General features: G+C 61.0%; 24 protein-coding genes. 10 read left to right on the forward strand and 14 right to left on the reverse strand.

Annotated features, from left to right (window positions below):
• Positions 1 to 217: 217 nt before the first annotated feature.
• From V3C40_RS17160 to V3C40_RS17205, 10 genes are all read right to left on the reverse strand, one after another.
• Complete coding sequence (locus tag V3C40_RS17160; RefSeq protein ID WP_072452583.1) at positions 218 to 1,192, reverse strand: LysR family transcriptional regulator; 975 nt, start codon at positions 1,190 to 1,192, stop codon at positions 218 to 220.
• Positions 1,193 to 1,423: 231 nt separating this feature from the next.
• Positions 1,424 to 1,966, reverse strand: a complete 543-nt coding sequence (locus tag V3C40_RS17165) for an NAD(P)H-dependent oxidoreductase (RefSeq protein WP_331778056.1) — start codon at positions 1,964 to 1,966, stop codon at positions 1,424 to 1,426.
• A 216-nt stretch (positions 1,967 to 2,182) separates the two neighbouring features.
• Positions 2,183 to 2,524, reverse strand: coding sequence for a winged helix-turn-helix transcriptional regulator (locus tag V3C40_RS17170; RefSeq protein ID WP_072452581.1), 342 nt, complete (start codon positions 2,522 to 2,524; stop codon positions 2,183 to 2,185).
• Between the two features lie 99 nt (positions 2,525 to 2,623).
• A complete protein-coding gene (gene gltA / locus V3C40_RS17175; RefSeq protein WP_034752071.1) occupies positions 2,624 to 3,925 on the reverse strand; it encodes a citrate synthase in 1,302 nt (433 codons plus the stop codon).
• Positions 3,926 to 4,047: 122 nt separating this feature from the next.
• Complete coding sequence (locus V3C40_RS17180) at positions 4,048 to 4,329, reverse strand: FAD assembly factor SdhE (protein WP_034752073.1); 282 nt, start codon at positions 4,327 to 4,329, stop codon at positions 4,048 to 4,050.
• Positions 4,330 to 4,446: 117 nt separating this feature from the next.
• Complete coding sequence (locus V3C40_RS17185) at positions 4,447 to 5,157, reverse strand: succinate dehydrogenase iron-sulfur subunit (RefSeq protein WP_034752075.1); 711 nt, start codon at positions 5,155 to 5,157, stop codon at positions 4,447 to 4,449.
• 9 nt (positions 5,158 to 5,166) lie between these two features.
• Positions 5,167 to 6,948 carry a succinate dehydrogenase flavoprotein subunit gene (gene sdhA, locus V3C40_RS17190; protein ID WP_035820761.1) on the reverse strand — a complete coding sequence of 594 codons (1,782 nt, stop codon included), beginning with the start codon at positions 6,946 to 6,948 and terminating at the stop codon, positions 5,167 to 5,169.
• 2 nt (positions 6,949 to 6,950) lie between these two features.
• Positions 6,951 to 7,316 carry a succinate dehydrogenase, hydrophobic membrane anchor protein gene (sdhD, locus tag V3C40_RS17195; protein ID WP_034752078.1) on the reverse strand — a complete coding sequence of 122 codons (366 nt, stop codon included), beginning with the start codon at positions 7,314 to 7,316 and terminating at the stop codon, positions 6,951 to 6,953.
• A gap of 2 nt (positions 7,317 to 7,318) precedes the next feature.
• On the reverse strand, positions 7,319 to 7,741 hold the full coding sequence (gene sdhC / locus V3C40_RS17200; RefSeq protein WP_034752080.1) for a succinate dehydrogenase, cytochrome b556 subunit: 423 nt from the start codon (positions 7,739 to 7,741) through the stop codon (positions 7,319 to 7,321).
• 306 nt (positions 7,742 to 8,047) lie between these two features.
• Complete coding sequence (locus V3C40_RS17205; protein WP_331778057.1) at positions 8,048 to 8,938, reverse strand: GntR family transcriptional regulator; 891 nt, start codon at positions 8,936 to 8,938, stop codon at positions 8,048 to 8,050.
• A 305-nt stretch (positions 8,939 to 9,243) separates the two neighbouring features.
• Here V3C40_RS17205 and V3C40_RS17210 point away from each other — a divergent pair, with 305 nt between their 5' ends.
• The 5 genes from V3C40_RS17210 to V3C40_RS17230 all read left to right on the forward strand — a co-directional run bounded on the left by V3C40_RS17210 (position 9,244) and on the right by V3C40_RS17230 (position 16,187).
• Entirely contained in the window at positions 9,244 to 10,233 is a 990-nt protein-coding gene (locus V3C40_RS17210) for a malate dehydrogenase (RefSeq protein WP_034752084.1), read from the forward strand.
• Between the two features lie 111 nt (positions 10,234 to 10,344).
• Entirely contained in the window at positions 10,345 to 11,343 is a 999-nt protein-coding gene (locus tag V3C40_RS17215) for an HpcH/HpaI aldolase/citrate lyase family protein (RefSeq protein WP_034752086.1), read from the forward strand.
• Positions 11,344 to 11,356: 13 nt separating this feature from the next.
• Positions 11,357 to 11,911, forward strand: coding sequence for a hypothetical protein (locus tag V3C40_RS17220; RefSeq protein ID WP_331778058.1), 555 nt, complete (start codon positions 11,357 to 11,359; stop codon positions 11,909 to 11,911).
• A gap of 88 nt (positions 11,912 to 11,999) precedes the next feature.
• A complete protein-coding gene (acnA, locus tag V3C40_RS17225; RefSeq protein ID WP_331778059.1) occupies positions 12,000 to 14,720 on the forward strand; it encodes an aconitate hydratase AcnA in 2,721 nt (906 codons plus the stop codon).
• A gap of 213 nt (positions 14,721 to 14,933) precedes the next feature.
• Entirely contained in the window at positions 14,934 to 16,187 is a 1,254-nt protein-coding gene (locus tag V3C40_RS17230) for a DUF2863 family protein (protein WP_072452577.1), read from the forward strand.
• 165 nt (positions 16,188 to 16,352) lie between these two features.
• Here the strand turns inward: V3C40_RS17230 and V3C40_RS17235 are convergent, their stop codons facing one another.
• Positions 16,353 to 16,817 carry a CYTH domain-containing protein gene (locus V3C40_RS17235; RefSeq protein WP_219327458.1) on the reverse strand — a complete coding sequence of 155 codons (465 nt, stop codon included), beginning with the start codon at positions 16,815 to 16,817 and terminating at the stop codon, positions 16,353 to 16,355.
• Positions 16,818 to 16,829: 12 nt separating this feature from the next.
• On the reverse strand, positions 16,830 to 17,951 hold the full coding sequence (locus V3C40_RS17240) for a M14 family metallopeptidase (protein WP_219327459.1): 1,122 nt from the start codon (positions 17,949 to 17,951) through the stop codon (positions 16,830 to 16,832).
• Positions 17,952 to 18,253: 302 nt separating this feature from the next.
• Between V3C40_RS17240 and V3C40_RS17245 the strand changes: the two genes are divergently transcribed.
• Together V3C40_RS17245 and V3C40_RS17250 are read left to right on the forward strand one after the other, a co-directional pair.
• Positions 18,254 to 18,916: a TetR/AcrR family transcriptional regulator gene (locus tag V3C40_RS17245; protein ID WP_331778060.1), complete on the forward strand. Its 663-nt coding sequence runs from the start codon at positions 18,254 to 18,256 to the stop codon at positions 18,914 to 18,916.
• Positions 18,917 to 19,012: 96 nt separating this feature from the next.
• Positions 19,013 to 19,384, forward strand: coding sequence for a hypothetical protein (locus V3C40_RS17250; RefSeq protein WP_331778061.1), 372 nt, complete (start codon positions 19,013 to 19,015; stop codon positions 19,382 to 19,384).
• A 61-nt stretch (positions 19,385 to 19,445) separates the two neighbouring features.
• Here V3C40_RS17250 and V3C40_RS17255 read toward each other — a convergent pair whose 3' ends face one another.
• Positions 19,446 to 20,942, reverse strand: coding sequence for a succinate CoA transferase (locus V3C40_RS17255; protein ID WP_331778062.1), 1,497 nt, complete (start codon positions 20,940 to 20,942; stop codon positions 19,446 to 19,448).
• Positions 20,943 to 21,101: 159 nt separating this feature from the next.
• Between V3C40_RS17255 and V3C40_RS17260 the strand changes: the two genes are divergently transcribed.
• The gene (locus V3C40_RS17260) at positions 21,102 to 21,995 is read left to right on the forward strand and encodes a LysR substrate-binding domain-containing protein (protein WP_331778063.1); all 894 of its coding nucleotides are present in this window, start codon (positions 21,102 to 21,104) and stop codon (positions 21,993 to 21,995) included.
• Between the two features lie 51 nt (positions 21,996 to 22,046).
• Here V3C40_RS17260 and fucP read toward each other — a convergent pair whose 3' ends face one another.
• A complete protein-coding gene (fucP, locus tag V3C40_RS17265) occupies positions 22,047 to 23,348 on the reverse strand; it encodes an L-fucose:H+ symporter permease (protein WP_034752146.1) in 1,302 nt (433 codons plus the stop codon).
• 436 nt (positions 23,349 to 23,784) lie between these two features.
• On the opposite strand from fucP, the gene V3C40_RS17270 reads away from it, so the two are divergent.
• Both V3C40_RS17270 and V3C40_RS17275 read left to right on the forward strand, forming a co-directional pair.
• Positions 23,785 to 24,018 carry a DUF3563 family protein gene (locus tag V3C40_RS17270; protein ID WP_080698581.1) on the forward strand — a complete coding sequence of 78 codons (234 nt, stop codon included), beginning with the start codon at positions 23,785 to 23,787 and terminating at the stop codon, positions 24,016 to 24,018.
• 98 nt (positions 24,019 to 24,116) lie between these two features.
• Complete coding sequence (locus V3C40_RS17275; protein WP_331778064.1) at positions 24,117 to 24,644, forward strand: NADPH-dependent FMN reductase; 528 nt, start codon at positions 24,117 to 24,119, stop codon at positions 24,642 to 24,644.
• Positions 24,645 to 24,668 lie beyond the last annotated feature (24 nt).

Genomic DNA, 24,668 nt, shown 5'->3' on the forward strand with positions numbered 1-24,668 from the left:
GGTTAATCTAACCTTCCGCGACACGGCCTGACCGGTTAGCGGATTGCACATCAAGTTGTGGGGAAGGGCTTTTTTATTGCACCAGCATTCTGCATACCGTCATTTAGAATAGCACGCGGTATTGTAACGCAACAACGACTAGTTGAATTTTATTTGGCAAGCAAATGTAAGCTGTGTTGTTGATTTTCCCGGGCTTGCAAGCCTGTCACTGTTGTGCTTACGGCACATCGGCGGCCCTGCCGGCGTGCCGCTTGCGGCCAACTGGTCTGCCCGGCGAAGGCGGCGCCGCGATGGCGGCCAGCCACTCGGCATCGCCGGCAAACCACTGCACCAGGAAGTCGAGCATGGTGCGCAGCAGGGGCGACATGTGCTGGCGCGAGGTGTAGACGCCGTAGATGCCCATGTCTTGCGGCTGGTACGCGGGCAGCAGCTCCACCAGCTGTCCGCTGGCGATCAGCGGCGCGGCCGAAAAGCGCGGCTGCAAGGCGATGCCCGCCCCCGCCACCGTGGCTACCAGCAGGACCAGCGACTCATTCGCCGACAGGCGGCCGCTGACGGGGACAGTGAGCGCTTCCCCGTCATGCGTAAATTGCCACAGGCTCTTGCCGAAATACGTGTACGTCAGGCAGTTGTGCAGGGCCAGGTCTTGCGCCCGGCGCGGCGTGCCGTGCGCTGCGAGGTACGATGGTGCGGCGCACACCACCGAGGCGCAGCTGGCCAGCTGGCGCGCAATCAGGTTCGGCTCGAGCGCGTTCGTGATGCGGATCGCCAGGTCGATGCGCTGCTCCACCAGGTTGACGGCGCGGTTCTCCATCTGCAGGTCGACGGCGGCGCGCGGGTAGCGTCGCAGGTAAGCGGTTACTGCGCCAGCGAGCGCCGTCTGCGCCAGCGATTGCGAGCAGGTGATGCGCAGCAAACCGTGCGGCGTATCGAGACCCTCGGGCGAGGTGACGGCCATGGCGCCGGCCACTTCCAGCATCTGGCGGCAGCGCGCCAGAGTGGTTTCGCCCGCATCCGTCAGGCTCAGACGGCGCGTGGTGCGATGCAACAGGCGCGCCCCCGCCCACTCTTCCATCTCGGCCAGATAGCGCGTCACCATGGCGCGCGACATATCGAGCGTCTCGCTGGCGGCCACCATGCTGCCCCGCTCGGCGATGGCGACGAATACTTGTGCGGCGGTGATACGGTCCATGCGGTGATACTCCCTTGATTCATCCGATCCATGCAACTAATACCGCAATCTACCCTATTTGCCGCGCCTGGTCGAAAGACGGGAGAGCATCCAGCACAGAAAGAACAAAATGCTTGCCGCCCCTCCCGCACCCTGGAAACCGTTCCGGTGCGGCGCAGTTAGCGCACACCATCGCCGCCAGCGGCAAGCGCCCGAGCATCACCTGCTTGCACTGCGACTGGACCAGCGCTCTTACAAGGCGGCCAGGAAGCGCTCATACTCTTGCGCACTGCGTGCCAGCCGCCCGGCATAGTCCGGCTCCTTCGGCCCGTCTTCCGCGCCATAGAAGGCAAAGAAGCGGCGGTTGTCGGCGCCGATATACGCCAGGGTGACATCGAACGGCGCCAGCAGCTGCGCCAGGGTAACGTTCCACTTGCCTTCCGGCGTGAAGTCTTCCTGGCGGATGCCTGCCGTCACGGCCAGCGCCACTTTTCTCCCCTTGAAGGCATCGCCGCCCGTGCCGTAGGCCCAGCCATACGCCAGTACCTCGTCGAGCCATTGCTTGAGCAAGGGCGGACAGTTGAACCAGTACAAGGGGAACTGCAAGACCACATTGGCGTGCGCTTCCACCAGCGCCTGCTCGCGCGCCACGTCGATGATGCCGTCGGGGCAAGCCTGGTGCACATCGTGGATGGTGTAGCGGTCGGGATACTGCGCCAGCTCCTGCAGCCAGCGCTTGTTGGCCACCGACGTGTCGATGGACGGATGGAAGACGATAACGAGGGTTTTCAACATGCTGTTTTTCCTGAAATGGGATGGATGCACCGGCCCCGCGTTCACAGAAAAGCAGGCAAGCCGGTACCCTGCCCCGTAGCGCGTGGTTGCGCCCGCAGAGGCAAAAACAGCATAACCATGCTGAGTACTTTTCACAAGTACGCACATTTACTGCTTATACCATACAAAAAGTAAGTTACTTAGCTGTAGAAAAGCGCCTTGCCATGCACATCAGGATCAGGCTGGCTGGTGCCGTTCGCCCCACTCGCACAGGGTGTGGAGCACGGGGATCAGCGAGGCGCCCTTGCCTGAGAGCGAATACTCCACCTTGGGTGGCACTTGCGGATATTCCTTGCGGACGATCAGCGCGTCCGCTTCCAACTCCTTCAGCACGACGCTGAGGGTCTTGAAGGCGATGCCGCCGAGATGGCGCTTGAGTTCGTTATGCCGCAGCACCGTGTTTTCCGCCAGCGCATACAGGATCAGCATCTTGTACTTGCCGCCGATCAGCGACAAGGTATAGCCGAATGCCGTATCGCCAAGGGCCACGCCGCCGGGGGCGCAGGTTTCTTCATTCATCGCGTTGTGTTTCCTGTTAAACCAGGGCCCGAGCATAACAGCACGGCATAAAAAAACGGGCCGAAGCCCGTTTTTTTGTTCGCTAGATACCGCTCTGGATTAACGCTTGTCCAGTGGCAGTACTTCACGCGTGGTCGAACCGACGAACAGCTGGCGCGGACGGCCGATTTTTTGCTCTGGGTCGGCGATCATTTCGTTCCACTGGGCGATCCAGCCGATCGTACGGGCCATAGCGAAGATACCGGTGAACAGCGACACAGGGATGCCCAGCGCCGATTGCACGATACCCGAGTAGAAGTCGACGTTCGGGTACAGTTTGCGCGAAACGAAGTATTCGTCGTTCAGTGCAATCTTTTCCAGTTCCATCGCCAGCTTGAACAGCGGGTCGTCTTGCAGACCCAGTTCTTGCAGCACTTCGTAGCACGTTTCACGCATCAGCTTGGCGCGTGGATCGAAGTTCTTGTACACGCGGTGGCCAAAGCCCATCAGCTTGACGCCGGAGTTCTTGTCCTTGACTTGCGCGATGAAGGCAGGGATGTTCTCGACGGTGCCGATTTCTTTCAGCATGTTCAGTGCCGCTTCGTTGGCGCCGCCGTGGGCAGGGCCCCACAGGCAGGCGATACCGGCAGCGATACAGGCGAACGGGTTGGCGCCCGACGAACCGGCCAGACGGACGGTCGATGTCGATGCGTTTTGCTCGTGGTCCGCGTGCAGGATCAGGATGCGGTCCAGGGCGCGCACCAGCACGTCGTTGACCTTGTACTCTTCGCACGGGTTGGCGAACATCATGTGCATGAAGTTGGCGCTGTACGACAGATCGTTGCGTGGGTACACGAACGGCTGGCCGACCGAGTACTTGTAGGTCATGGCGACCAGGGTTGGCATCTTGGCGATCAGGCGGATGGCCGACACTTCGCGGTGACGCGGGTCGTTGATGTCCAGCGAGTCATGGTAGAACGATGCCAGCGCGCCGACGGTGCCCACGAGGACCGACATCGGATGCGCGTCGCGGCGGAAGCCACGGAAGAAGAATTGCATCTGTTCGTGCACCATCGTGTGCTTGGTGACGGTGTCGACGAACTTGGCTTTCTGCGCCGCGTTCGGCAGTTCGCCGTTCAGCAGCAGGTAGCACGATTCCATGAAGTCGGCGTTGACGGCCAACTGTTCGATCGGGTAACCACGGTACAGCAGCTCGCCCTTGTCGCCGTCGATGTAGGTGATCGACGAGTTACAGGCGGCCGTCGACATAAAGCCTGGGTCGTAGGTGAACTTGCCGCTACCGGCGTACAGTTTGCGGATGTCGATGACGTCCGGGCCAACCGTGCCTTTGTAGATTGGAAATTCAAGCGATGGGCTGCCATCGGAGAACGACAGGGTAGCTTTTGTGTCAGAGATATTCATGGGCTCTTCCTTCTCGGGAGTGAGTCGAAATTAAAATCAAAAATTCTGGCTGCAATTCGCACCGCAATTCGGCAGTGCTACAGCGCGCCACTCGCACCGTTTGCAATATATCGCCCAGGCGTCTAGGCAATGCGCAGTCGTTGCAGCAGTGCGCGCACATGCGGCAGATCGACTTCGCCTTCCGGCTCTTTACGGGCCAGTACCAGATCCATTAACGCATTGTCCGATAAATCCAGCAAACGCGTCAGCGCGTCAACTTCTTCATCGGTCAATTCGGTTTCATACGCATCGAGAAAACGGGTCAGGATAATATCGTTTTCCAGCAGGCCACGGCGTGAACGCCAGCGCAGGCGGGCGCGGTTGGCCGGGTCGGCCTGATGCGAGGACAAAATTGATTCTGTCATTTGGTTTACCACTTTACGTGTGCCTTGCGGCACGGTGCTGCTTTGCAGGCGCCGCCTGCAGGCAAGAGAGGATACCCTCTTCCCGCAAACGGTGCCCGGCGGATGCGATCAGGGGGATCAGATCGCGCGGCGGACCATCAATTCCTTGATCTTGCCGATCGCCTTGTTCGGGTTCAACCCTTTCGGGCAGACGTCGACACAGTTCATGATCGAATGGCAGCGGAACAGGCGGTACGGGTCTTCCAGGTTGTCCAGACGCGCGCCAGTGGCTTCGTCGCGCGAATCGGCGATGAAGCGGTAGGCTTGCAGCAGGCCGGCCGGGCCGACGAATTTATCCGGATTCCACCAGAACGACGGGCACGACGTGGAGCAGCATGCGCACAGGATGCACTCGTACAGGCCATCGAGTTCTTCGCGCTGTTCCGGCGATTGCAGGCGTTCTTTTTCAGGCGGGATCGAATCGTTGATCAGGAAAGGCTTGATCGAATCGTACTGCTTGAAAAATTGCGTCATGTCGACGATCAGGTCGCGGATGACCGGCAAACCTGGCAACGGACGCAGTACGATAGGCTCCGACAGTTCGTTCAGGTTGGTCGTGCATGCCAGGCCGTTCTTGCCGTTGATGTTCATCGCGTCCGAACCGCACACGCCTTCGCGGCACGAGCGGCGCAGGGCCAGCGAGTCATCGACGTCCGCCTTGATGCGCTGCAGTGCGTCGAGCAGCATCTTGTCGGTGTCTTTCAGTTCGACCGTCAGGTCTTGCATGTACGGCTTGGCATCCTGGTCAGGATCGTAGCGGTAGATTTTGAATTTAAGAGTGCGTGCCATGGTATAGCCTTAGAAAGTACGTGGTTTCGGTTTGAAGGTATCAACCGTCAGCGGCTTGGTCACGACTGGCTTGTATTCCAGTCGGTTGCCTTCCGAATACCACAGAGTGTGCTTCATCCAGTTGTCGTCGTCACGTTGCGGATGGTCGTCCTGGGCGTGGGCGCCGCGCGATTCCTTGCGCGCTGCCGCCGAAACGATGGTCGCTTTCGCCGTTTCGATCAGGTTGTCCAGCTCCAGCGCTTCCACGCGGGCCGTGTTGAAGACCATCGATTTATCCTTGAAGGAGACGTGCTTGCGGCGCTCGTCGAGCTTCATGATTTCTTCGACGCCCTTGTTCAGCATCTCGTCGGTACGGAACACGCCGCAGTACTTCTGCATCGTTGCGCGGATGTCGTTCGCCACGCCCTGCACGGTTTCCGTGCCGGTCGAGTTTTCCAGGCGCGCCAGGCGGCCCATGGCAAATTCGGCTGCATCGGCTGGCAAAGGCTTGTTTTCCTTGGCTTTCAGGCCGCTGTTGACGATGTGGTTGCCGGCCGCGCGGCCGAAGACCACGAGGTCGAGCAGCGAGTTCGTGCCCAGGCGGTTGGCGCCGTGCACAGACACGCAGGCGCATTCGCCGATCGCGTACAGGCCGTTGACAACCTTGGCCGAATTATCCGGACCGGTCGGGGTGACGACCTGGCCGTGGATGTTCGTCGGGATGCCGCCCATCTGGTAGTGAATCGTCGGCACGACAGGAATCGGTTCCTTGGTCGCGTCGACGTTGGCGAACTTGTGGCCGATTTCCAGGATCGACGGCAGGCGCTTGGCGATGGTGTCGGCGCCGATATGGCGCAGGTCCAGCATCACGTGGTCCTTGTTCGGACCGCAGCCGCGGCCTTCCTTGATTTCCTGGTCCATCGAACGCGAGACGAAGTCGCGCGGCGCCAGATCCTTCAGGGTCGGCGCATAGCGCTCCATGAAGCGTTCGCCTTCGCTATTGATCAGGATGCCGCCTTCGCCGCGCACGCCTTCGGTGATCAATACGCCCGCGCCGGCCACGCCGGTCGGGTGGAACTGCCAGAATTCCATGTCCTGCAGCGGCAGGCCGGCGCGTGCCGCCATGCCCATGCCGTCGCCGGTATTAATGAACGCATTCGTCGACGCGGCGAAGATGCGGCCTGCGCCGCCCGTTGCCATGACCGTCGTTTTTGCTTCCAGGATCATACATTCGCCGGTTTCCATTTCCAGCGCGACAACACCGATCACGTCGCCTTCGGCGTCACGGATCAGGTCGAGTGCCATCCATTCGACGAAGAAGTGCGTACGCGCACGCACGTTGCGCTGGTACAGCGTGTGCAACAGCGCGTGACCGGTACGGTCGGCTGCCGCGCAAGCGCGCTGCACCGGCTTTTCGCCGAAGTGGGCCGTGTGGCCGCCGAATGGACGCTGATAGATGGTGCCGTCAGGGTTGCGGTCGAATGGCATGCCGAAGTGTTCCAGTTCGTACACGACCTTCGGTGCTTCGCGGCACATGAATTCGATGGCATCCTGGTCGCCCAGATAGTCGCCACCCTTGACGGTGTCGAACATGTGCCAGAACCAGTTGTCTTCGGCCATGTTGCCGAGCGACGCGCCGATACCGCCCTGCGCCGCAACGGTGTGCGAGCGGGTCGGGAAGACTTTCGACAGAACTGCGACGTTCAGGCCGGCTTCAGCCAGCTGCAACGACGCGCGCATGCCGGAACCGCCGGCGCCAACGATAACCGCATCAAAGCGGCGGGTAGGGATTGCAGATTTATATGCTGCCACGATTACACACTCCAGAGTATCTGTACCGTCCAGCCGGCACAAGCGATCAACCACAGCATGGTGGCAATTTGCAGGGTCAGACGGAGGCCAGCGCTTTTCACGTAGTCCATCCAGATGTCGCGTACGCCGACCCATGCGTGGTAGAACAGGGCGACGAAGGTCACCAGGCTGAACAATTTAAACCACTGCTGTGCGAACAGACCAGCCCAGCCTTCATAGCTGAAGTTGCTACCGGTCAGGAAAGAAATAAGCAGGATGGCCACATAGGCCACCATGACGATGGCGGTAACGCGTTGCGCCAGCCAGTCGCGCAAGCCGTAATGGGCACCGACGACGAGGCGTTTCGGTCCGATATTATTGTCTGCCATGTTTAAAATACTCCAAACAGTTTCAAAGCGACCAGGGCCGTCAACACCAGGCTCACGACCAGCACGGACGACGCGGTCTTGCGTGCCGAATCTTTTTCGATGGCAACGTGCACATCCATGAACAGGTGACGGATACCGGCGCAGAAGTGGTGCAGGAAGGCCCAGACCAGACCCAGGGTGATCAGCTTGACGAACCAGTGCGAGGCGATGCCCTGGAAGTAGGCGTAGGACATTTCGGAACGCAGGCTCAGTTCCAGCATGTACAGGATACATGGCAGCAAGGCGAAAATGATGAAACCGCTGATGCGATGCAGGATCGAGACGATGGCGCCGACAGCCATGCGGTAGTTCGACAATTCGGTAACATGAATGTTACGGAATTGCGGCCGTTCTTTTTTTGGTACTTCTCTTACGGCTTCAGACATAACAAAAACCTCCCCTTTGAATTTCAACTAAATATTGAAGCCGCGATTTTCGCCGATTTTCGCAACCCATACCAATATCTATTGTTACATATAACCAAAATGGTTTTTTACTACAAAATACCGCGCTACTTTCCGTAGTTCACGTAATTTAATTACAGAATCGCCGGCAAAACACGGCCCGCCGGGGCGGGCCATGCTGTCGCTGCGCTTTCCGTTGTCTCCGTTGCCCGCCTTGCGGCAGGCATCTTGCAAGCGATGCACTTCAGCCTTGCTGCTTGTTCGGACGCCCGCAGGCGCCCCGCCGCTTCAGCTGAGTTCATTCTGATAATGATGGCGACTGGTCAGGTACAAGCCCCGACGCAGTTCGACCGGCTTGTCGCCGTAGGTAAACGACACGCGCTCGGAACTGAGCAAGGGCGTGCCGAGGTCGATATTTAACAATTGCGCGGCGCCCGCGTCGGCACACACGGCGCGGATCTGTTCGGACGCGCGTATCATGCGCGTGCCAAATTCCGTTTCGAACAGGCCGTACATGGGGCCCTTGTATTCCACCAGGCGCTCGGCCGTGAGCCCCTTGAAGATCAGGCCGGGCAGCCACAGCTCTTCGACGATGGTCGGCACGCCGTCGAAATACTGCACGCGCTTGATGAAGATGACGGCGTCGCCGGACTTCAGGTCCATCAGGCGCGCCACGTCGGCCGGCGCGCGCACGCGCTTGACTTCGATAAACTTACTTTCGGGATAATGCGGCACGCCTTCGTCCGGCACCAGGCGCAGGAAGCGGAAATGCGCGCGCGCCTCATGGTGGGTGGAAACGAAAGTACCCTTGCCCTGGCGGCGCATGACGAGATTCTCGGCGGCCAGTTCATCGATGGCCTTGCGCACCGTGCCCTGGCTGACCTTGAAGCGGCCTGCCAGTTCGACTTCGCTGGGAATCAGCTCGCCCGGCTTCCATTCGCCCGATTGCAGGCTCTGCGTGATGAGCGCCTTGATCTGCTGGTACAGGGGACTGAAGGTGGGAGAAGCGGTCGCGGCAGGCGCGGACACGGCGGCGGTAGTGGCATTGACGCTGGCGACAGGGGTGGCGGCGGTGCTGGACGCAGTGGCGACAGGCGTGGCCGGGGTGCCCGCGGTCGGGCTGACCGCCCCGCTTGCAGCAGTGGCATTGTTGGTCAGATTGGACGAGGCGGAATTCATAGTCCGACATTTCAACACAAATCACTGCCCACGTCCAGTAAAACAGACGTAGTTATCTGTCTTATATAAGACATAAGATATGATTGACAGATAGGGATCAGAGGCCTAAACTGCCCTCGATAAAACTTGTGAGCCAGCGTTTTATGTTGTCGGCCAGCCACTCTGGCCTCGTGCAGCACAAGCGTGACGGCAGCGTACACCAGCAATTCGGTGGCGCGGGCCGGTTTTGGTATCATTACAGTTTTTCCGGATAAGCGTAAGCCCAGCTTCAAGCCCGTTTTCTTTCCCATTTTTGGAGATTCATCATGGCTAAAACCCCAATGCGTGTTGCAGTGACCGGCGCCGCCGGCCAGATCGGCTACGCCCTGTTGTTCCGCATCGCCAATGGCGACATGCTCGGCAAAGACCAGCCTGTCATCTTGCAACTGCTTGAAATCCCGGACGAAAAAGCCCAGAAGGCGCTCAAGGGCGTGATGATGGAAATCGACGACTGCGCCTTCCCGCTGCTGACGGAAATGACCGCCCACTCCGATCCGCTGACCGCATTCAAGGATGTCGACGTGGCCGTACTGGTTGGCGCGCGTCCACGCGGCCCAGGCATGGAACGCAAGGACCTGCTGGAAGCGAACGCCCAGATCTTCACGGTACAAGGCAAGGCGCTCGACGCCGTCGCTTCGCGCAATGTCAAAGTGCTGGTGGTCGGCAACCCTGCCAACACCAACGCCTACATCGCCATGAAATCGGCACCATCGCTGCCAGCGAAAAACTTCACCGCCATGCTGCGCCTGGACCACAACCGCGCGCTGTCGCAAGTCGCTGCCAAGACCGGCACCGCCGTGAAAGACATCGAGAAGCTGACCGTCTGGGGCAACCACTCGCCTACGATGTACGCCGACTACCGCTTCGCCACCGTGAACGGCAAGGCTGTCAAAGACCTGATCAACGACCAGGAATGGAACGCCAACGTGTTCCTGCCTACCGTCGGCAAGCGCGGCGCGGCCATCATCGAAGCGCGCGGCCTGTCGTCGGCAGCGTCGGCAGCGAACGCCGCCATCGACCACATCCATGACTGGATGCTGGGCACGGCCGGCAAGTGGACCACCATGGGCGTTCCTTCGGATGGCTCGTATGGCATCCCTGAAGGCACCGTGTTCGGCTTCCCGGTCACCACCGACAACGGTGAGTACACCATCGTTCAAGGTCTGGAAATCGATGCATTCTCGCAAGAGCGCATCAACCTGACCCTGAAAGAACTGACCGAAGAGCGCGAAGGCGTGAAACACCTGCTGGCCTAAGCCCAGTTTTGGCGGCGCGGCAATGCGCCGCCCGCCAAAGAAGGCCGCCCCGCGCATGTCGCGGCGCGGCTGTTTTATCAAGTAGTCTTTACCTGCAGAAATGCCTTAAGCATGCACCCTTCCGAGGTTTTATTCCAAGGCAAACGCCAGCCGCTGTTGCTCGCCGCTTGCGACCACTACGCCGGCTCTGAAAAGCTGATGCGTAAATCGATTGCTTTGCAACAAGAGCTTGGCCCCCTGTTCGACATCACGTTCGACTGCGAAGACGGCGCCAGCGCCGGCAACGAAGAAGCCCACGCGCTGATGATCGCCGGCCTGCTGGCCAGCGGCGAAAACCAGTTCAACCGTATCGGCGTGCGCGTGCACGACGTCGACAGCCCGTTTTTCGCGCGCGACGTGGAAATCATCTGCAGCGCCGCGTCCCGCCTGGCCTATATCGCCGTGCCCAAGGTGGCCGGCGTGCAGGATGCCATGCTGGCCATCGACCTGATCAACCTGCACGCGCGCCGCGCCGGCCGCGACAACCTGCCCGTGCACATCCTGATCGAAACGCATGGCGCGCTGCGCGACGCCTACGCGATCGCCGCCCTGCCCCAGGTCGAATGCCTGTCCTTCGGCATCATGGATTTCGTTTCGGCCCACTACGGCGCCATTCCCGCCGCCGCCATGCGCACGCCGGGCCAGTTCACGCACCCGCTGGTGGTGCGCGCCAAGCTGGAAGTGGCGGCCGCCTGCCACGCGCACGGCAAGGTGGCGTCGCACAACGTGACGACGGACGTGCGCGATTCGGCCGTGGTGGCGAATGACGCCCAGCGCGCGACAGCCGAGTTCGGCTACACGCGCATGTGGAGCATCCATCCGGACCAGATCAAGCCCATCATCAAGGCCTTTACGCCGCGCCTGTCCGAAGTCAACGAAGCGAGCAACATCCTCAATGAGGCGCTGCGCGCCAACTGGGGACCGATTGCACAAAATGGCCGCTTGCACGACCGCGCCAGCTACCGATATTATTGGACCGTTTTGCAACGCGCCAAACTGGCAGGCCTCGGCCTGCCCGAGGCGGCCGCCGCATTACTCAACACCCCCTCTTCCAGCACCACTGAAAACTGACAGGAATTACACGATGTCCCTCTCCAAATTAGCAATTGCCTGCAGCGTCGCGCTGGGCGCCATGACACTCACGCTGGCGCCAGCCAGCTTCGCCGCCACGGCAGAGGCAAATCCCAAGGCCGTCAAGGCTGTCAAGGCCAAGCCAAAGGCCAAGACCACCAAGGCCAAGGCAGCCGCCAAGGAAGCCCATCCACTCGCCATGTCGGTCGCCGACAAGGAAGAATCCGACGAACCGGACACCGCTGGCTCGGCTTCCACCGATTTCAATTGCGAACTTGGTAACAAAATTACCATTTACACCAATGCTACTGACGACAAACACATCGCCCTGCGCTGGAAGAAGCGCCTGCACCGCCTGAGCCGCGTTGGCACCACCACCGGCGCGAACCGCTTCGAGAACCGTCTGTACGGCCTCGTGTGGATCGGCATCCCGGCCAAAGGCATGCTGCTCGATTCCAAGCAGGGCCGCCAGCTGGCCAATGAATGCAAGGATGCGGAGCAAGCCAAGCCGACGGCAGTGGTGGAAGCCGCGCCATCGCTGGGCGTCTTGCCAGCCACCGGCGGCTGATGTGCGTAGCAAGGGCCTCTTCGGGGGCTCAGTCATGTTTTGTAATTTGAATAATCAATAAATAGACGATACCCAACAAGGAGAGGTCATGTCCCGCAACACTCTGAACACGCTCAAGGACTTTAATATTTCGGATAGCAAGAAGGGCAAGCTGTACTCCCTGCCTGCGCTGGAAAAAAGCCTGGGCATCAATGTCTCCCGCCTGCCAGTGTCGATTCGTATCGTGCTCGAATCGGTATTGCGCAACTGCGACGGCAAAAAAGTCACCGAAGAACACGTCAAGCAATTGGCGAGCTGGGGCCCGACCGCCGAGCGCACCGACGAGATCCCGTTCGTAGTGGCGCGCGTCGTGCTGCAAGACTTCACCGGCGTACCGCTGCTGGCCGACCTGGCAGCGATGCGCAACGTGGCCGCCAAGATGGGCATCAACGCCAAGAAGATCGAACCGCTGGTACCGGTCGACCTGGTGGTCGACCACTCGGTGACCATCGATCACTACCGCGAAAAGAAAGCGCTGGACCTGAACATGAAACTGGAATTCTCGCGTAACAACGAGCGTTACCAGTTCATGAAATGGGGCATGCAGGCATTCGACACCTTCGGCGTCGTGCCACCAGGCTTCGGCATCGTCCACCAGGTCAACCTGGAATACCTGGCACGCGGCGTGCACCACGCAGGCAAGAAAGCCGGCGACGTGTACTACCCTGACACCCTGGTCGGCACCGACTCGCACACCACCATGATCAACGGCATCGGCGTGGTCGGCTGGGGCGTGGGCGGCATCGAGGCGGAAGCCGGCATGCTGGGCCAACCGGTCTACTTCCTGACGCCTGACGTCATCGGCGTGAACCTGTCGGGCGCGCTGCGCGAAGGCTGCACCGCCACCGACCTGGTACTGACCATCACCGAACTGCTGCGCAAAGAGAAAGTCGTCGGCAAGTTCGTCGAATTCTTCGGCGAAGGTACCGAATCGCTGACCCTGACGGACCGCGCGACGATCGCCAACATGGCACCGGAATACGGCGCGACCATGGGCTTCTTCCCGGTCGATGAAGCCACCATCGATTACTTCAAGGGCACCGGCCGCAGCAAGGCTGAAATCGCCGCGTTCGAAGGCTACTTCAAGGCGCAAAACCTGTTCGGTGTGCCAAAAGCCGGCGACATCGACTACACCCGCGTGGTGGAACTGGACCTGGCATCGGTCGCTCCGTCGCTGGCCGGCCCGAAACGCCCGCAAGACCGTATCGAAATCGGCAACGTCAAGGCCAACTTCGCCGAGCTGTTCGCCAAGCCAACCACGGAAAACGGCTTCAACAAGAATCCGGCCGACCTGGCTGCCGTGTACGAAACGACGAACGGCGTGAAAGTGTCGAACGGCGACGTGCTGATCGCCGCGATCACCTCGTGCACCAACACCTCGAACCCGAGCGTGATGCTGGCTGCCGGCCTGCTGGCCAAGAAAGCCGTGGAAGCCGGCCTGAAAGTCGCTCCGCACATCAAGACCTCGCTGGCCCCTGGCTCGCGCGTCGTGACCGAGTACCTGACCGCTGCCGGCCTGCTGCCATACCTGGAAAAACTGGGCTTCGGCGTCACCGCCTACGGCTGCACCACCTGTATCGGCAACGCGGGCGACCTGACGCCTGAGCTGAACGCAGCCATTGCCACGCACGACATCGTCGCGTCGGCCGTGCTGTCGGGCAACCGCAACTTCGAAGCGCGTATTCATCCGAACATCCGCTCGAACTTCCTCGCTTCGCCACCGCTGGTCGTCGCTTACGCCATCGCCGGCAACATGACGCGCGACCTGATGACGGAACCTGTCGGCAAAGGCAAGGGCGGCAAGGATATCTACCTGGGCGACATCTGGCCGACCTCGGCTGAAGTCTCGGCCATGATGAAGTTCGCCATGAACGCCAAGGTGTTCAAGGACAACTACGCGGACGTCAAGGGCGCGCCAGGCAAGCTGTGGGAAAAAGTCACGACCGTGTCCGGTCAAGTCTACAACTGGCCGAAATCGACCTACATCGCGGAACCTCCGTTCTTCGACAACTTCTCGATGACGCCAGCGGCCGTGGCCACCGGCATCGAAGGCGCGCGCGCACTGGGCGTGTTCGGCGATTCCATCACCACCGACCACATCTCGCCAGCCGGCTCGATCCAGGAAAACGGTCCTGCAGGCAAATGGCTGAAGGAAAACGGCGTCCTGAAAGCGGACTTCAACTCCTACGGCTCGCGTCGCGGCAACCATGAAATCATGATGCGCGGCACGTTCGCCAACGTGCGTATCAAAAACCGCATGATCCCTGCCAAGGCGGACGGTTCGGCGGTCGAAGGCGGCATCACGATCCACCAGCCTTCCGGCGAAGAAATGTCGATCTACGACGCAGCAATGAAATATGTTGCTGAAGGCACGCCAACCATGGTCTTCGGCGGCGAAGAGTATGGTACGGGCTCGTCGCGCGACTGGGCAGCCAAAGGTACGCAACTGCTGGGCGTGAAAGCCGTGATCACCCGTTCGTTCGAGCGTATCCACCGCTCGAACCTGGTGGGCATGGGCGTGCTGCCGCTGCAATTCATCGGCGACGACAGCGTGCAAACCCTGGGCATCACCGGCATGGAAACCTTCGACCTGAAAGGCCTCGAAGGCGAAATCAAGCCACAGCAACTGGCTACCCTGGTGATCCACCGCGCCGACGGCTCCAGCCAGGAAGTCAAAGTCCTGCTGCGCATCGATACGCCGATCGAAGTCGATTACTACAAGCATGGCGGTATCCTGCCATTCGTGCTGCGTCAACTGCTGGCCGAGTAATCACCCCAGCTGTGATGCAAGATCAAAGCGCCGGTTTCGACCGGCGCTTTTTTTCGTCCCTGCATCCCGTTCCGACTTGAAATTTCGACTATTGGCATGATCTAAGGACAGCTTACGTATTGCGTGCGGCTGAATCCTCTACAATACGGTTATAAGGGTTTATCATTGTTTGACTGATCCATTTTTTTCACTTTCCGAGACTCTTATCCCGCTATGCGTCGTCCTTCCAAAGATTCATCCCATAAACTGACTGCCGACAGCCAGCGCCTGGTCACCTTTGCCCAGGCGATCGTACAGGCAGCCAGCCGTCTCGAAGAGCGGTCCTGGGAACACAGCCTGGATACGCAGCTCCAGAAATTACTCAAAACCGGCCACCAGGACACCATCGACAACACCCTGGGCAGCCTGTTCAAGGATGACTTGAACGCCTATGACGTGCTGATGGACTGCGTTGAAGCCGTCAGCGAATCGGCCGTCGTCACGCATGAAGACGTACGCTACGACGCCCTGCTCGTCGCCGTGCCCATCCTCGCGTGGACGCGCTTTTCCATCGCTTCCGGCCCCATGGCCGGCGACGCGCACGGTGTGCTGTCGGCGCATTTCGCCGCCCACCTGCTGGCCGACGGCACCAAGATGGCCATGGCGCCAACGCTGTACTCGATCGACCAGTTGCCGCGCAGCCATGTCGAAACCTATGCCAAGACGCAAAAGCTGGCCCTGGCCGCCCTGAAAGGCACGGCCGTCAAGCCCTCGGGCAAAGAAGCGGAAACGGCGCCCTTCCTGGCCGACACGCGCTACCTGCTGGTGGCCGTGGTGGCCCCTGCCGGCGCGCCGCTGTTCCGCTGGCAGACGCCTTCGAGCCAGCTCGACTTCATCGCCGAACGCAGCGCCGCCCTGGAGCAATGGCGCACGCAGGCGACGCCGACATTCGCCCGCCTGCTGCCCGGCTGCGGCCTGGAATTGCTGCTGCCGGAGGCGTATTACGTGGCCTGCCGCGAAGCGGACAAGCTGATACGTCCCGTCTCCGTGCGCGCCGCCGTGCACTACCTGACGCATACCTTGGCCATCGAGCCGTCGGAACTGCGCGCCGTCATCGCCGGCTTCGGCGAGGAAGCGGCCGACGGCCAGGTGGACGAGTACCGCATCGCCTTCACCCTGCGCCAGGCGCCGGACGTCATCTACGGCATCGTCTGGCCTTTGTACGGCCAGGAAGACGAGGATGGCACGCCGATCGAAGGCCTGATCCAGGTCGGCATCGCCGCGCTGGACAAGCAAAAGACACCGGTCGATGAAATCATCGAGCACCTGAACGCCGCCGGCGTGACGCAGATCAAGCGCCACGCGGAACGTTTTGTCGGTGAATACTGCGACGATTGCGGCGCGCCCCTGTTTGCCGACCCTGTCGGCGAGCTGGCGCATGCGGAGATGCCGGAAGATACGCCGCAAGGTACGGAACACTTCCATTAATACAGGCTTGTCGGATTACGCGCTGCGCGCTAATCCGACCTACGCTGCCGGTATGGGCCGTAGGTCGGATTAGCCGGCACGGCGTAATCCGACAACAGCGTTGGCGCATAAAAAAGGCGGAACCTCGGTTCCGCCTTTTTCATTGCAACGTCATTTACAACACCATCACCACTGCGAAAACGGATGGCGGATCAAATTCGCGTTGTAATAGCGCGCGTCGCCCGACACTTCCGCGCCGATCCATTCCGGCTTGTCGAAGGGCTGGTCTTCCGATGCCAGCTCGATCTCGGCCACCAGCAGGCCCGCATTGGCGCCGAGGAACTCGTCGACTTCCCATACCATGCCCGCGTGTTCGATGCGGTGGCGAACCTTTTCGATCAGCGGCTGTTCGCACAGGCCGTCGAGCAGTTCGACGGCGTCGGCCAGCGGAATCGGATACTCCCACTCGCCGCGCGTGGCGCCCACGTTGGCGCCCTTGATGGTCAGCATCGCCTGTTCGCCCTCGATGCGCACGCGCACCACGCGCTCGCGCGCGGACGACAGATAGCCCTGGCGCAGCAGCACCGGCTGGCCCAGGCCGCGCCAGGCATCGCCGGCCAGCAGGAATTTACGCTCGATCTCGACGCCCATGATCAACGCCGTTCAATCGAGCGACAGCAGGATAGGCTGCAGCATGGCCGCGCCCAGTGCCGCGCTGCGCGCGCCGTTCCAGCCCACGCTTGGATCCGGCAAGTCGGCGTTTTCCTTGAACGGCATTTCCAGGGTCAGCGCCAGGCAGCCGAAGTGATGGCCGATGTATTTCGACGCCAGGGTCAGCATGTCGGACTTGTACTTGCTGGCCGCATAGCCGAACTTGTCCTGGAAGTCGGGGCTGGCCTGCTTGTAGCGCTCGATGAAGGCCTTCTGGTGCGCCGCCTGGACGGGCGTGAAGTTTTCCAGCATTTCATTGCCGGCCACAAAGTTGTACGGCAGCGCTTCATCGCCGTGGATGTCGAAGAACATGTCGACGCCCGTTTCGTGGATCTTGTTTTTCACGCACAGCACTTCCGGGCTCGATTCCAGCGAAGGCGTCATCCATTCGCGGTTCAGGTTGGCACCGGCCGCATTCGTGCGCAGGTTGCCGCGGATGGAGCCGTCCGGGTTCATGTTCGGCACGATGTGGAACACGGCGCGCTGCAGCAGTTTGCGCGCGATCGGGTTGGCGTCGTCGAGCAGCGAGTCGATCAAGCCTTCGACGAACCATTCGGCCATCGATTCGCCAGGATGCTGGCGCGCGATGACCCATATCTTCTTTTCCGCCTGCGGATTGCCGATGGTGACCATGTTCATGTCGCGGCCATCGACCGTGCTGCCCAGGTCGGACACGCGCGCCAGCGGATGCTCGGCCACTTCGCCCAGCAGGCGCAAATGGCGTTCCCATGAGTACGGTTCGAAGTAGGCGTAGTACACGCTGTCGAGTTCAGGCGTGTGCGAGATCGTCATGACCTGGCCGTCGAACGTGGTCGGCACGCGGAACCAGTTTTCGCTGTCGTAGCTGGCCACGGCCTGGTAGTCTTCATAGCCGGCCGGATAGGTGGCCTGGCCCGCGTTCAGGAAGCGCATCGTGCATGCCTGGCCGCGCGCGCCCTGCAGGCGGAAGTGGAACCACTGATGGATGTCGGCGTGGCTATCCTTGCGCAAGTTCAGGTCGATGGCGCCGGCGCTGGTGGCGCTCACCACGTCGATGGCGCCCGAGTCGAAGTTCTGGCTGATTTTAATGGTCATGTAATGATCCCGTCCGAATGTAAGTGTTCCGGCGTTGCCTCGTGGGCTAGCGCCGTTGCGCTAAAAAACGCAGTGTAAGCTATCCTGCTATTTTCCGCCCTTTGGCCCCGTTCGCAAAGCCTGGCCCGGAGATTTATGCACCATTCCGGGGCATCGTTGGAAAAGCGCCGGGCAAAAGCGCGAAAAAACGGTCCGCTGTCGCATCTACCGGACAAAAAACTGAATTGTAACAATGCCGGAAACATTGGCGGCCCCTCGTCCCCCTATAATTCCTGCTTTCATAGAGTCGCCAGGAAAGAGTCGTGGACAAGAAGCTGACCAATATTCAGGAAAGAAAATTACGCGAGGCGCAGGCGCGGCGCGAGCACATCATCGACGTCGTCAAAGACCTCATCAAGAAGGGCGGCGCGCGCGCCGTCTCCATCCGCAAGGTGGCCGAAGCGGCCGGCTTTTCCACCACCGTCGTGTACGCCCTGTTCCGCGACAAGGCCACCCTGATCGCCCAGGCCATGGACAAGGACTTGCTGGAACTGGTGCGCGCCATGCGCACGGCCTGCGACACCAGCACTGACCCATGGGAACGCGTCAGCCTGGTCGGCCGCGCCTACATCGAATACGGCTTCCAGCATCCCGACGAGTATTCGCTGATCTTCATGGAGCTGCGCCCGCACGCGGAAGTCGACGCCGTCGACGTCGAACACGGCAATATCGAGCAAGACCCGTATGCCTACGCGCTGCACCTGTTCGGCGAGCTGGCGCAAACGGGCCAGGTACGCCAGGACGAGCCGGCACTGCACACGATGACGCAAATCTTCTGGCAATCGCTGCACGGCCTCGTGTCGCTGCGCATCGTCATGGATGCGGGCGACCCATGGACGCCGCACCCGGAAATGAACGCGCATATCGACGACTTGCTCGCCGTCGTCACGACAGGCATACGCCTGCGCTTTGCACCGCCTTCCTGACGTTTGATCCAGCGCAAACCAGGCGGACGGAAAAGGCGGACAGTGGAGTGAAGCCGCCTGCGCCGATGCAGCGCGGCTTGCGCGAAGGAGTGCGAGATGAACGAAGCCTATTCCACGGACCGGCTTGACAAACAGCAAAGCGCGAACAATGCTGTACGCATGGAAGGGCGCCTGACAAAACTGGAAACGGACAGGGAACATGACCGGCTATGGTTCACGACCCTGGAACAGCGTCTTGGCGAAGGCCTCGATAAGGTACGCACGGAATTGCACAACGAATCACAGCTGCTGCGTGCCGACCTGACGCAATTTCGCGGCGACTTGCGCGGCGACTGCCACGCCCTGCGCACGGAACTGGGCGACATCCGCAAGCACATGCACACCCACTTCCTGTGGTTCATGGGCATACAGGCCACCACCACGTTTGCCCTGCTGGGCTTGGGCGCCAAGGCGCTGCATATGTACTGAGGAAAGTAAAAAGGCAGCGCGGTGCCGCACCGCCCTGCCCTGTCTTTGCGCTGACGAGGATTTACTGCGCTGCCAGCATGCTCTGCGTTTCCTGGTAGCGCACATGCCAGGCCAGGGCCTCTTGCAGGATGTGTGGCGTGTGGCCGCCGCGCTGGCATGCCGCGTCATAATAGGCACGCAGCTGCGCGCGGTAATCGGGATGTGTGCAGCGCTCGATGATCAACGGCGCCCTTTCACGCGGCGCCAGGCCGCGCAAGTCCGCAAAACCCCACTCCGTCACCAGCACGTCGACGTCATGCTCCGTATGGTCCACATGCGAGACCATCGGCACGACGCTGGAAATGCGTCCGCCCTTGGCCGCCGATTTCGACACGAACATCGACACTTGCCCGTTGCGCGCGAAGTCGCCCGAGCCGCCGATGCCGTTCATCATGTGCGTGCCGCATACGTGCGTGGAATTGACGTTGCCGTAGATATCGAACTCGAGCGCCGTGTTCAGCGCGATGATGCCCAGGCGGCGCACGATCTCGGGATGGTTGCTGATCTCTTGCGGGCGCAGCACGATCTTCGAGCGGTAATGGTCGATATTGTCCATCAGCTTTTGATGCACGGCGGCAGACAGGGTAATCGACGAGGCCGAGGCAAACGCCAGCTGGCCCGAATCGAGCAGCTCAATGGCGCTGTCCTGCAGCACTTCCGAATACATCGTCATGTTGCGGAAAGGCGATCCGATCAGGCCATGCAGCACGGCGTTGGCGATGGTGCCGATGCCCGCCTGCAGCGGCAGCAATTCCGGCCCCATGCGCCCGGCCGCCACTTCGCCTTGCAGGAAGGCAATCACATTGCCGGCGATCGCCTGCGTTTCCGCATCGGGCGGCAAGGCGTTCGACGGGCTGTCGGGGCTGTCCGTGATGACGATGGCGGCAATGCGGGCCGGGTCGATGGCGATGGCCGTGCTGCCCAGGCGCTGGTCCACGCGCGTGAGGGGAATCGGCTCGCGGCCCGGCAAGGTGTGCGGTATATAGATGTCGTGCAAGCCTTCCAGCGCCAGCGGCGTGGACAGGTTGATCTCGATGATCACCTGCGTGGCCTGCTGGGCAAAGGCGGCGGAGTTGCCCACCGACATGGTTGGGATGATGGCGCCGGCCGCCGTGATGGCTGTCGCTTCGATGACGGCGATATCGACGGCTGCCAGGTTGCCCGAACGCAGCTGCTCGGCCGTTTCCGACAGATGCTGGTCGATGAACATGACTTCGCCGTTGTTGATCTTGCCACGCAAGACCGGGTCGACCTGGAACGGCATGCGGCGCGCCAGCACGCCCGCCTCGGCCATCAAGCCGTCGCTGCCATTGCCCAGCGAAGCGCCCGTGATCAGGGTCAGGCTTAATGGATCTTGCAGGGCGCGTTCGGCCAGTGCGCGCGGCAGAGCCTTGGCGTCGCCGGCACGGGTAAAACCGCTCATGCCGACACGCATGCCGTTGTGGAACAATTTGGCTGCCTCATCGGCGCTCATGATTTTGCCGAGCAAGCCTGGGTGGCGGATACGGTCCTCGTACATCTGATGCTCCTGATCTTCTTCATATTCTCAAACTGGATGGCTGTCATACACCAGCCCCATAAGTGGAATCAGTATAAAATCGCGGTCACATGCATGGCATGAATTAATTTCGCCACATCCAGTCGATATTTTCATGCCTTGCCAACGCCGATCACCCTCGTGGATATCCGTTCCCTGCGCTATTTCGTCGAAACCGTGCGCCTGTCGAGCTTTACGCAGGCGGCCGAATCGCTGCACCTGACCCAGTCCACCATCAGCAAGATGGTGCGCCAGCTGGAAGACGAGGTGGGCGCCCAGCTGCTGGTGCGCGACGGGCGCAAGCTGACCCTGACGGACACGGGCCGCATCGTCTACCAGCACGGCCAGGAAATGCTGGCGAACATGCGCCAGCTGACCCTGGAAGTGCGCGACACTCAGGCCTTGCAGCGCGGCAGCCTGACGGTCGGCATCCCGCCCATGATCAATGTGCTGTTCACACCTGTGTTAAAAGCCTTCCGCGCGCGCCACCCGCACATCAGCCTGACGCTGCAGGAAGACACGGGCCAGCAGATCGAGCGCCAGGTGGCGGCCGGCGAACTGGAAATCGGCATGACGGTGCTGCCGGCCGACCCGGAACTCGATCTCGTGGCCGTGGAAGTGGCCAACTATCCGATCTGGGCCCTGGCCGAGCCGGGCACGTTCCAGAAAAACCGCACGACCCTGCCCTTCAAGGCGCTGGCCGACTTGCCGCTGGTGCTGTTAAAGGATGATTTCGCCCTCACGCGCAGCCTGCGCCAGCATTTCGCGCAAGCGGGCTTTGCGCCAATGATCGCGGCCCAGAGCGGGCAATGGGACTGGCTGGTGGCGATGGCCTCGGCAGGCCTGGGCGTGGCCCTGCTGCCCGAGCCGTTCATCCACCGCCTGGCTGGCGAACCGCTGGAGGCCGTGCGCATCGTCGAGCCGGAGGTGGCGTGGCAGGTGGCGCATATCTGGAGCGGGCGCTATCTGTCGCACGCGGCGCGCGCCTGGCTCGAGGTATGCCAGGACGTGCTGGGCACGCAGTTCGCGCACTGACGTAAAAAAGGGTGGCCGAGGCCACCCTTTTGCTTGATCACGCCACCTTGCTTACTTGGCGCTGTCGTTGTACATGCTGGCGTACTTCCAGCCGAAGTACAGAATGAAGGTGTAGCACACGGCCGGCACGAGGAAGGACAGTTGCAGGTTGATGTGGTCGGCCAGGAAGCCCTGGATGAACGGCACGATGGCGCCGCCGACGATAGCCATGCAGAGGATGCCCGAACCTTGTCCCGTTTGCGCACCCAGCTTGTTCAAGGCCATGCTGAAGATGGTCGGGAACATGATGGAGTTGAACAGGCCGACGGCGATCAAGGCCCACATGGCTGTGTGACCGCTGGAGAACACGGCAACGAGGATCAGCGCGATGACGACGGCGGCGTTGAAGGCCAGGGTCTTGCCCGGGCTGACATAGCGCATCACAGCAAAGCCGACGAAGCGGCCCAGCATGGCGCCACCCCAGTAATAGCTGACGAAATAGGCGGCATCGGCGTGGCTGAGGCCAGCGATATGGCTCTCGCCCAGGAAGTTGATCAGGAAGCTGCCGATACTGACTTCACCGCCCACGTACAGGAAGATGGCCAGCGCGCCCAGCACCAGGTGGCGGTGCGACCAGATCGAGACCTTGTGGCCATCGTGCGCCAGGGCGGCCGCATCGTCGGCATGCGAAATCTTCGGCAATTTTGCCAGCGCGAACAGCACGGCCAGGATCACCAGGGTAGCGGCCAGCACCAGGTACGGGCCTTGCACGGAGGCCGCTTCCTTGGCGCGGTAAGCCAGCTGCTCGGCCGCCGGCAGCAGGTCGAACTGCTGCACCGTCAGCACGGTGCCCGACAAGATCAGCATGCCGCCCAGCGCAGGCGCCACCGTGGTGCCCAGCGCGTTGAACGCTTGCGTCAGGGTCAAACGGCTCGATGCCGTCTGCGGGTCGCCCAGTTCCGTCACGTACGGGTTGGCCGCCACCTGCAGCACGGTGATGCCGGCCGCCAGGATGAAGAAGGACAACAGGAACAGCGCATAGCTGCCGGTCGACGCCGGGTAGAACATGGCGCAGCCGGCGGCCGCGATCAGCAGGCCGGCGACGACGCCGCGCTGGTAGCCGATCTTCTTGATCAGCATGCCGGCGGGCAGCGAAACGATGGCGTAGGCGCCAAAGAAGCAGAACTGCACCAGCATCGCCTGCACATACGTCAGGGTGTAGATCGAGCGCAGATGGGGAATCAGCACATCATTGAGCGATGTCAGCAGTCCCCACATGAAAAACAGCACCGTGACAATGATCAGGGCGCCTGTATTGTTTTGCGTGCCGGCCTGTGCGGACGGTACGCCCTGGCCTTGCTTTACGTATTCCATACCTTCTCCATTTTTCAATTCCAAGTTGATCTTGCCTGGCATGGAAGCGTTTCCACCCGGGCAGCACCAGGACGCGCAAGCGCCACGCAGATATCAGCGTGGGCCATGACTGCCATCAGCAAAACAGGGGCAGGCATGGCGCTGCTTGCGCGCGGCAGGCGCACGGCCGACCGTTTCTCGCCAAAATGATGTCTTGTAGGCGCGGCACGCCTGCGGGCCGCGTCAGAAAACAACATTCAGGAGAAAACAGTCTTGTAGTAAAACTACGATACTGCGCCCGCATTATGCCTTAAAGCCCCGTATTGCGCAGCTTTCCCGCCTGTTATTCTAAAAATGAATAGCCGACATTTGAAATCAAAAGTAGCCTTATAACTTGGAATCGCTATACTTATATTGCAGTGCAGCACAACGCGGCACGCCACATAAGGAGTCTGCCATGTCTACCGCATTTACTTACCACACCACGCAAAACAGCAATATCGTCGCTACCCTGGTCCACGCCGCCAAACGTGTTGGCGCCTGGCTGAACCAAAGCAGCGACCGCCGCGAACGCGCTTACGAAGAAGCCTACCTGGCCGAATCGACGGATCGTTACGACCTGGAATACCGCATGCGCGAACTGGCCCGTGCCAACCCGCAGCCAAGCTGGATGAGCGGCCTGAGCCGTTAAGAGTGACGCAGTACCCAGTCGCTCACCGGCTGTTGCAACATCGATAGCGCCATCCTGCTCGCCTTGCGCTTGAGCACAGGATGGGCTATACAGGCGGGATGCACACGCCCATTACCATTCTCGCCATCGCCGGCAGCCTGCGCGCCGCCTCGCTGAACACCGCCCTGCTGCGCGCCATCGCCGGGCTTGCGCCACGGCCATTCGACATCCGCATCTATTCGGGACTCGGTGAGTTACCGCTATTCAATCCCGACCTCGATGCCGACAGCCTGCCGGCCGTGACCGGTCTGCGCGACGCCATCCTGGCGGCCGACGTGCTGATGCTGGCCAGCCCCGAATACGCGCACGGCGTGAGCGGCCCCATGAAAAACGCGCTGGACTGGATGGTGGGAAATGAATCGTTCATCGACAAGCCGCTGGTGCTGCTGAACGCCTCGCCGCGCGCCACGCATGCGCAGGCGGCCCTGCGCGAAACGGTAGTCACCATGTCGGCGCGCCTGATCGACGACGCCTGCATCAGCTTGCCCCTGCTGGGGTCGGGTCTCGATGCCGAGGGCATCGCTGCGGACCCGGTATTGCGCCGGGCCATCCTCGATATGTTGCAGTGCATCAGGTCATTTTCATGACCTTCTGCACGTTTTACTATCAAT

It is taken from the genome of Janthinobacterium sp. LS2A, from assembly GCF_036543145.1.
In the GTDB taxonomy this organism is placed as follows: Bacteria; Pseudomonadota; Gammaproteobacteria; order Burkholderiales; family Burkholderiaceae_D; genus Janthinobacterium; species Janthinobacterium aestuarii.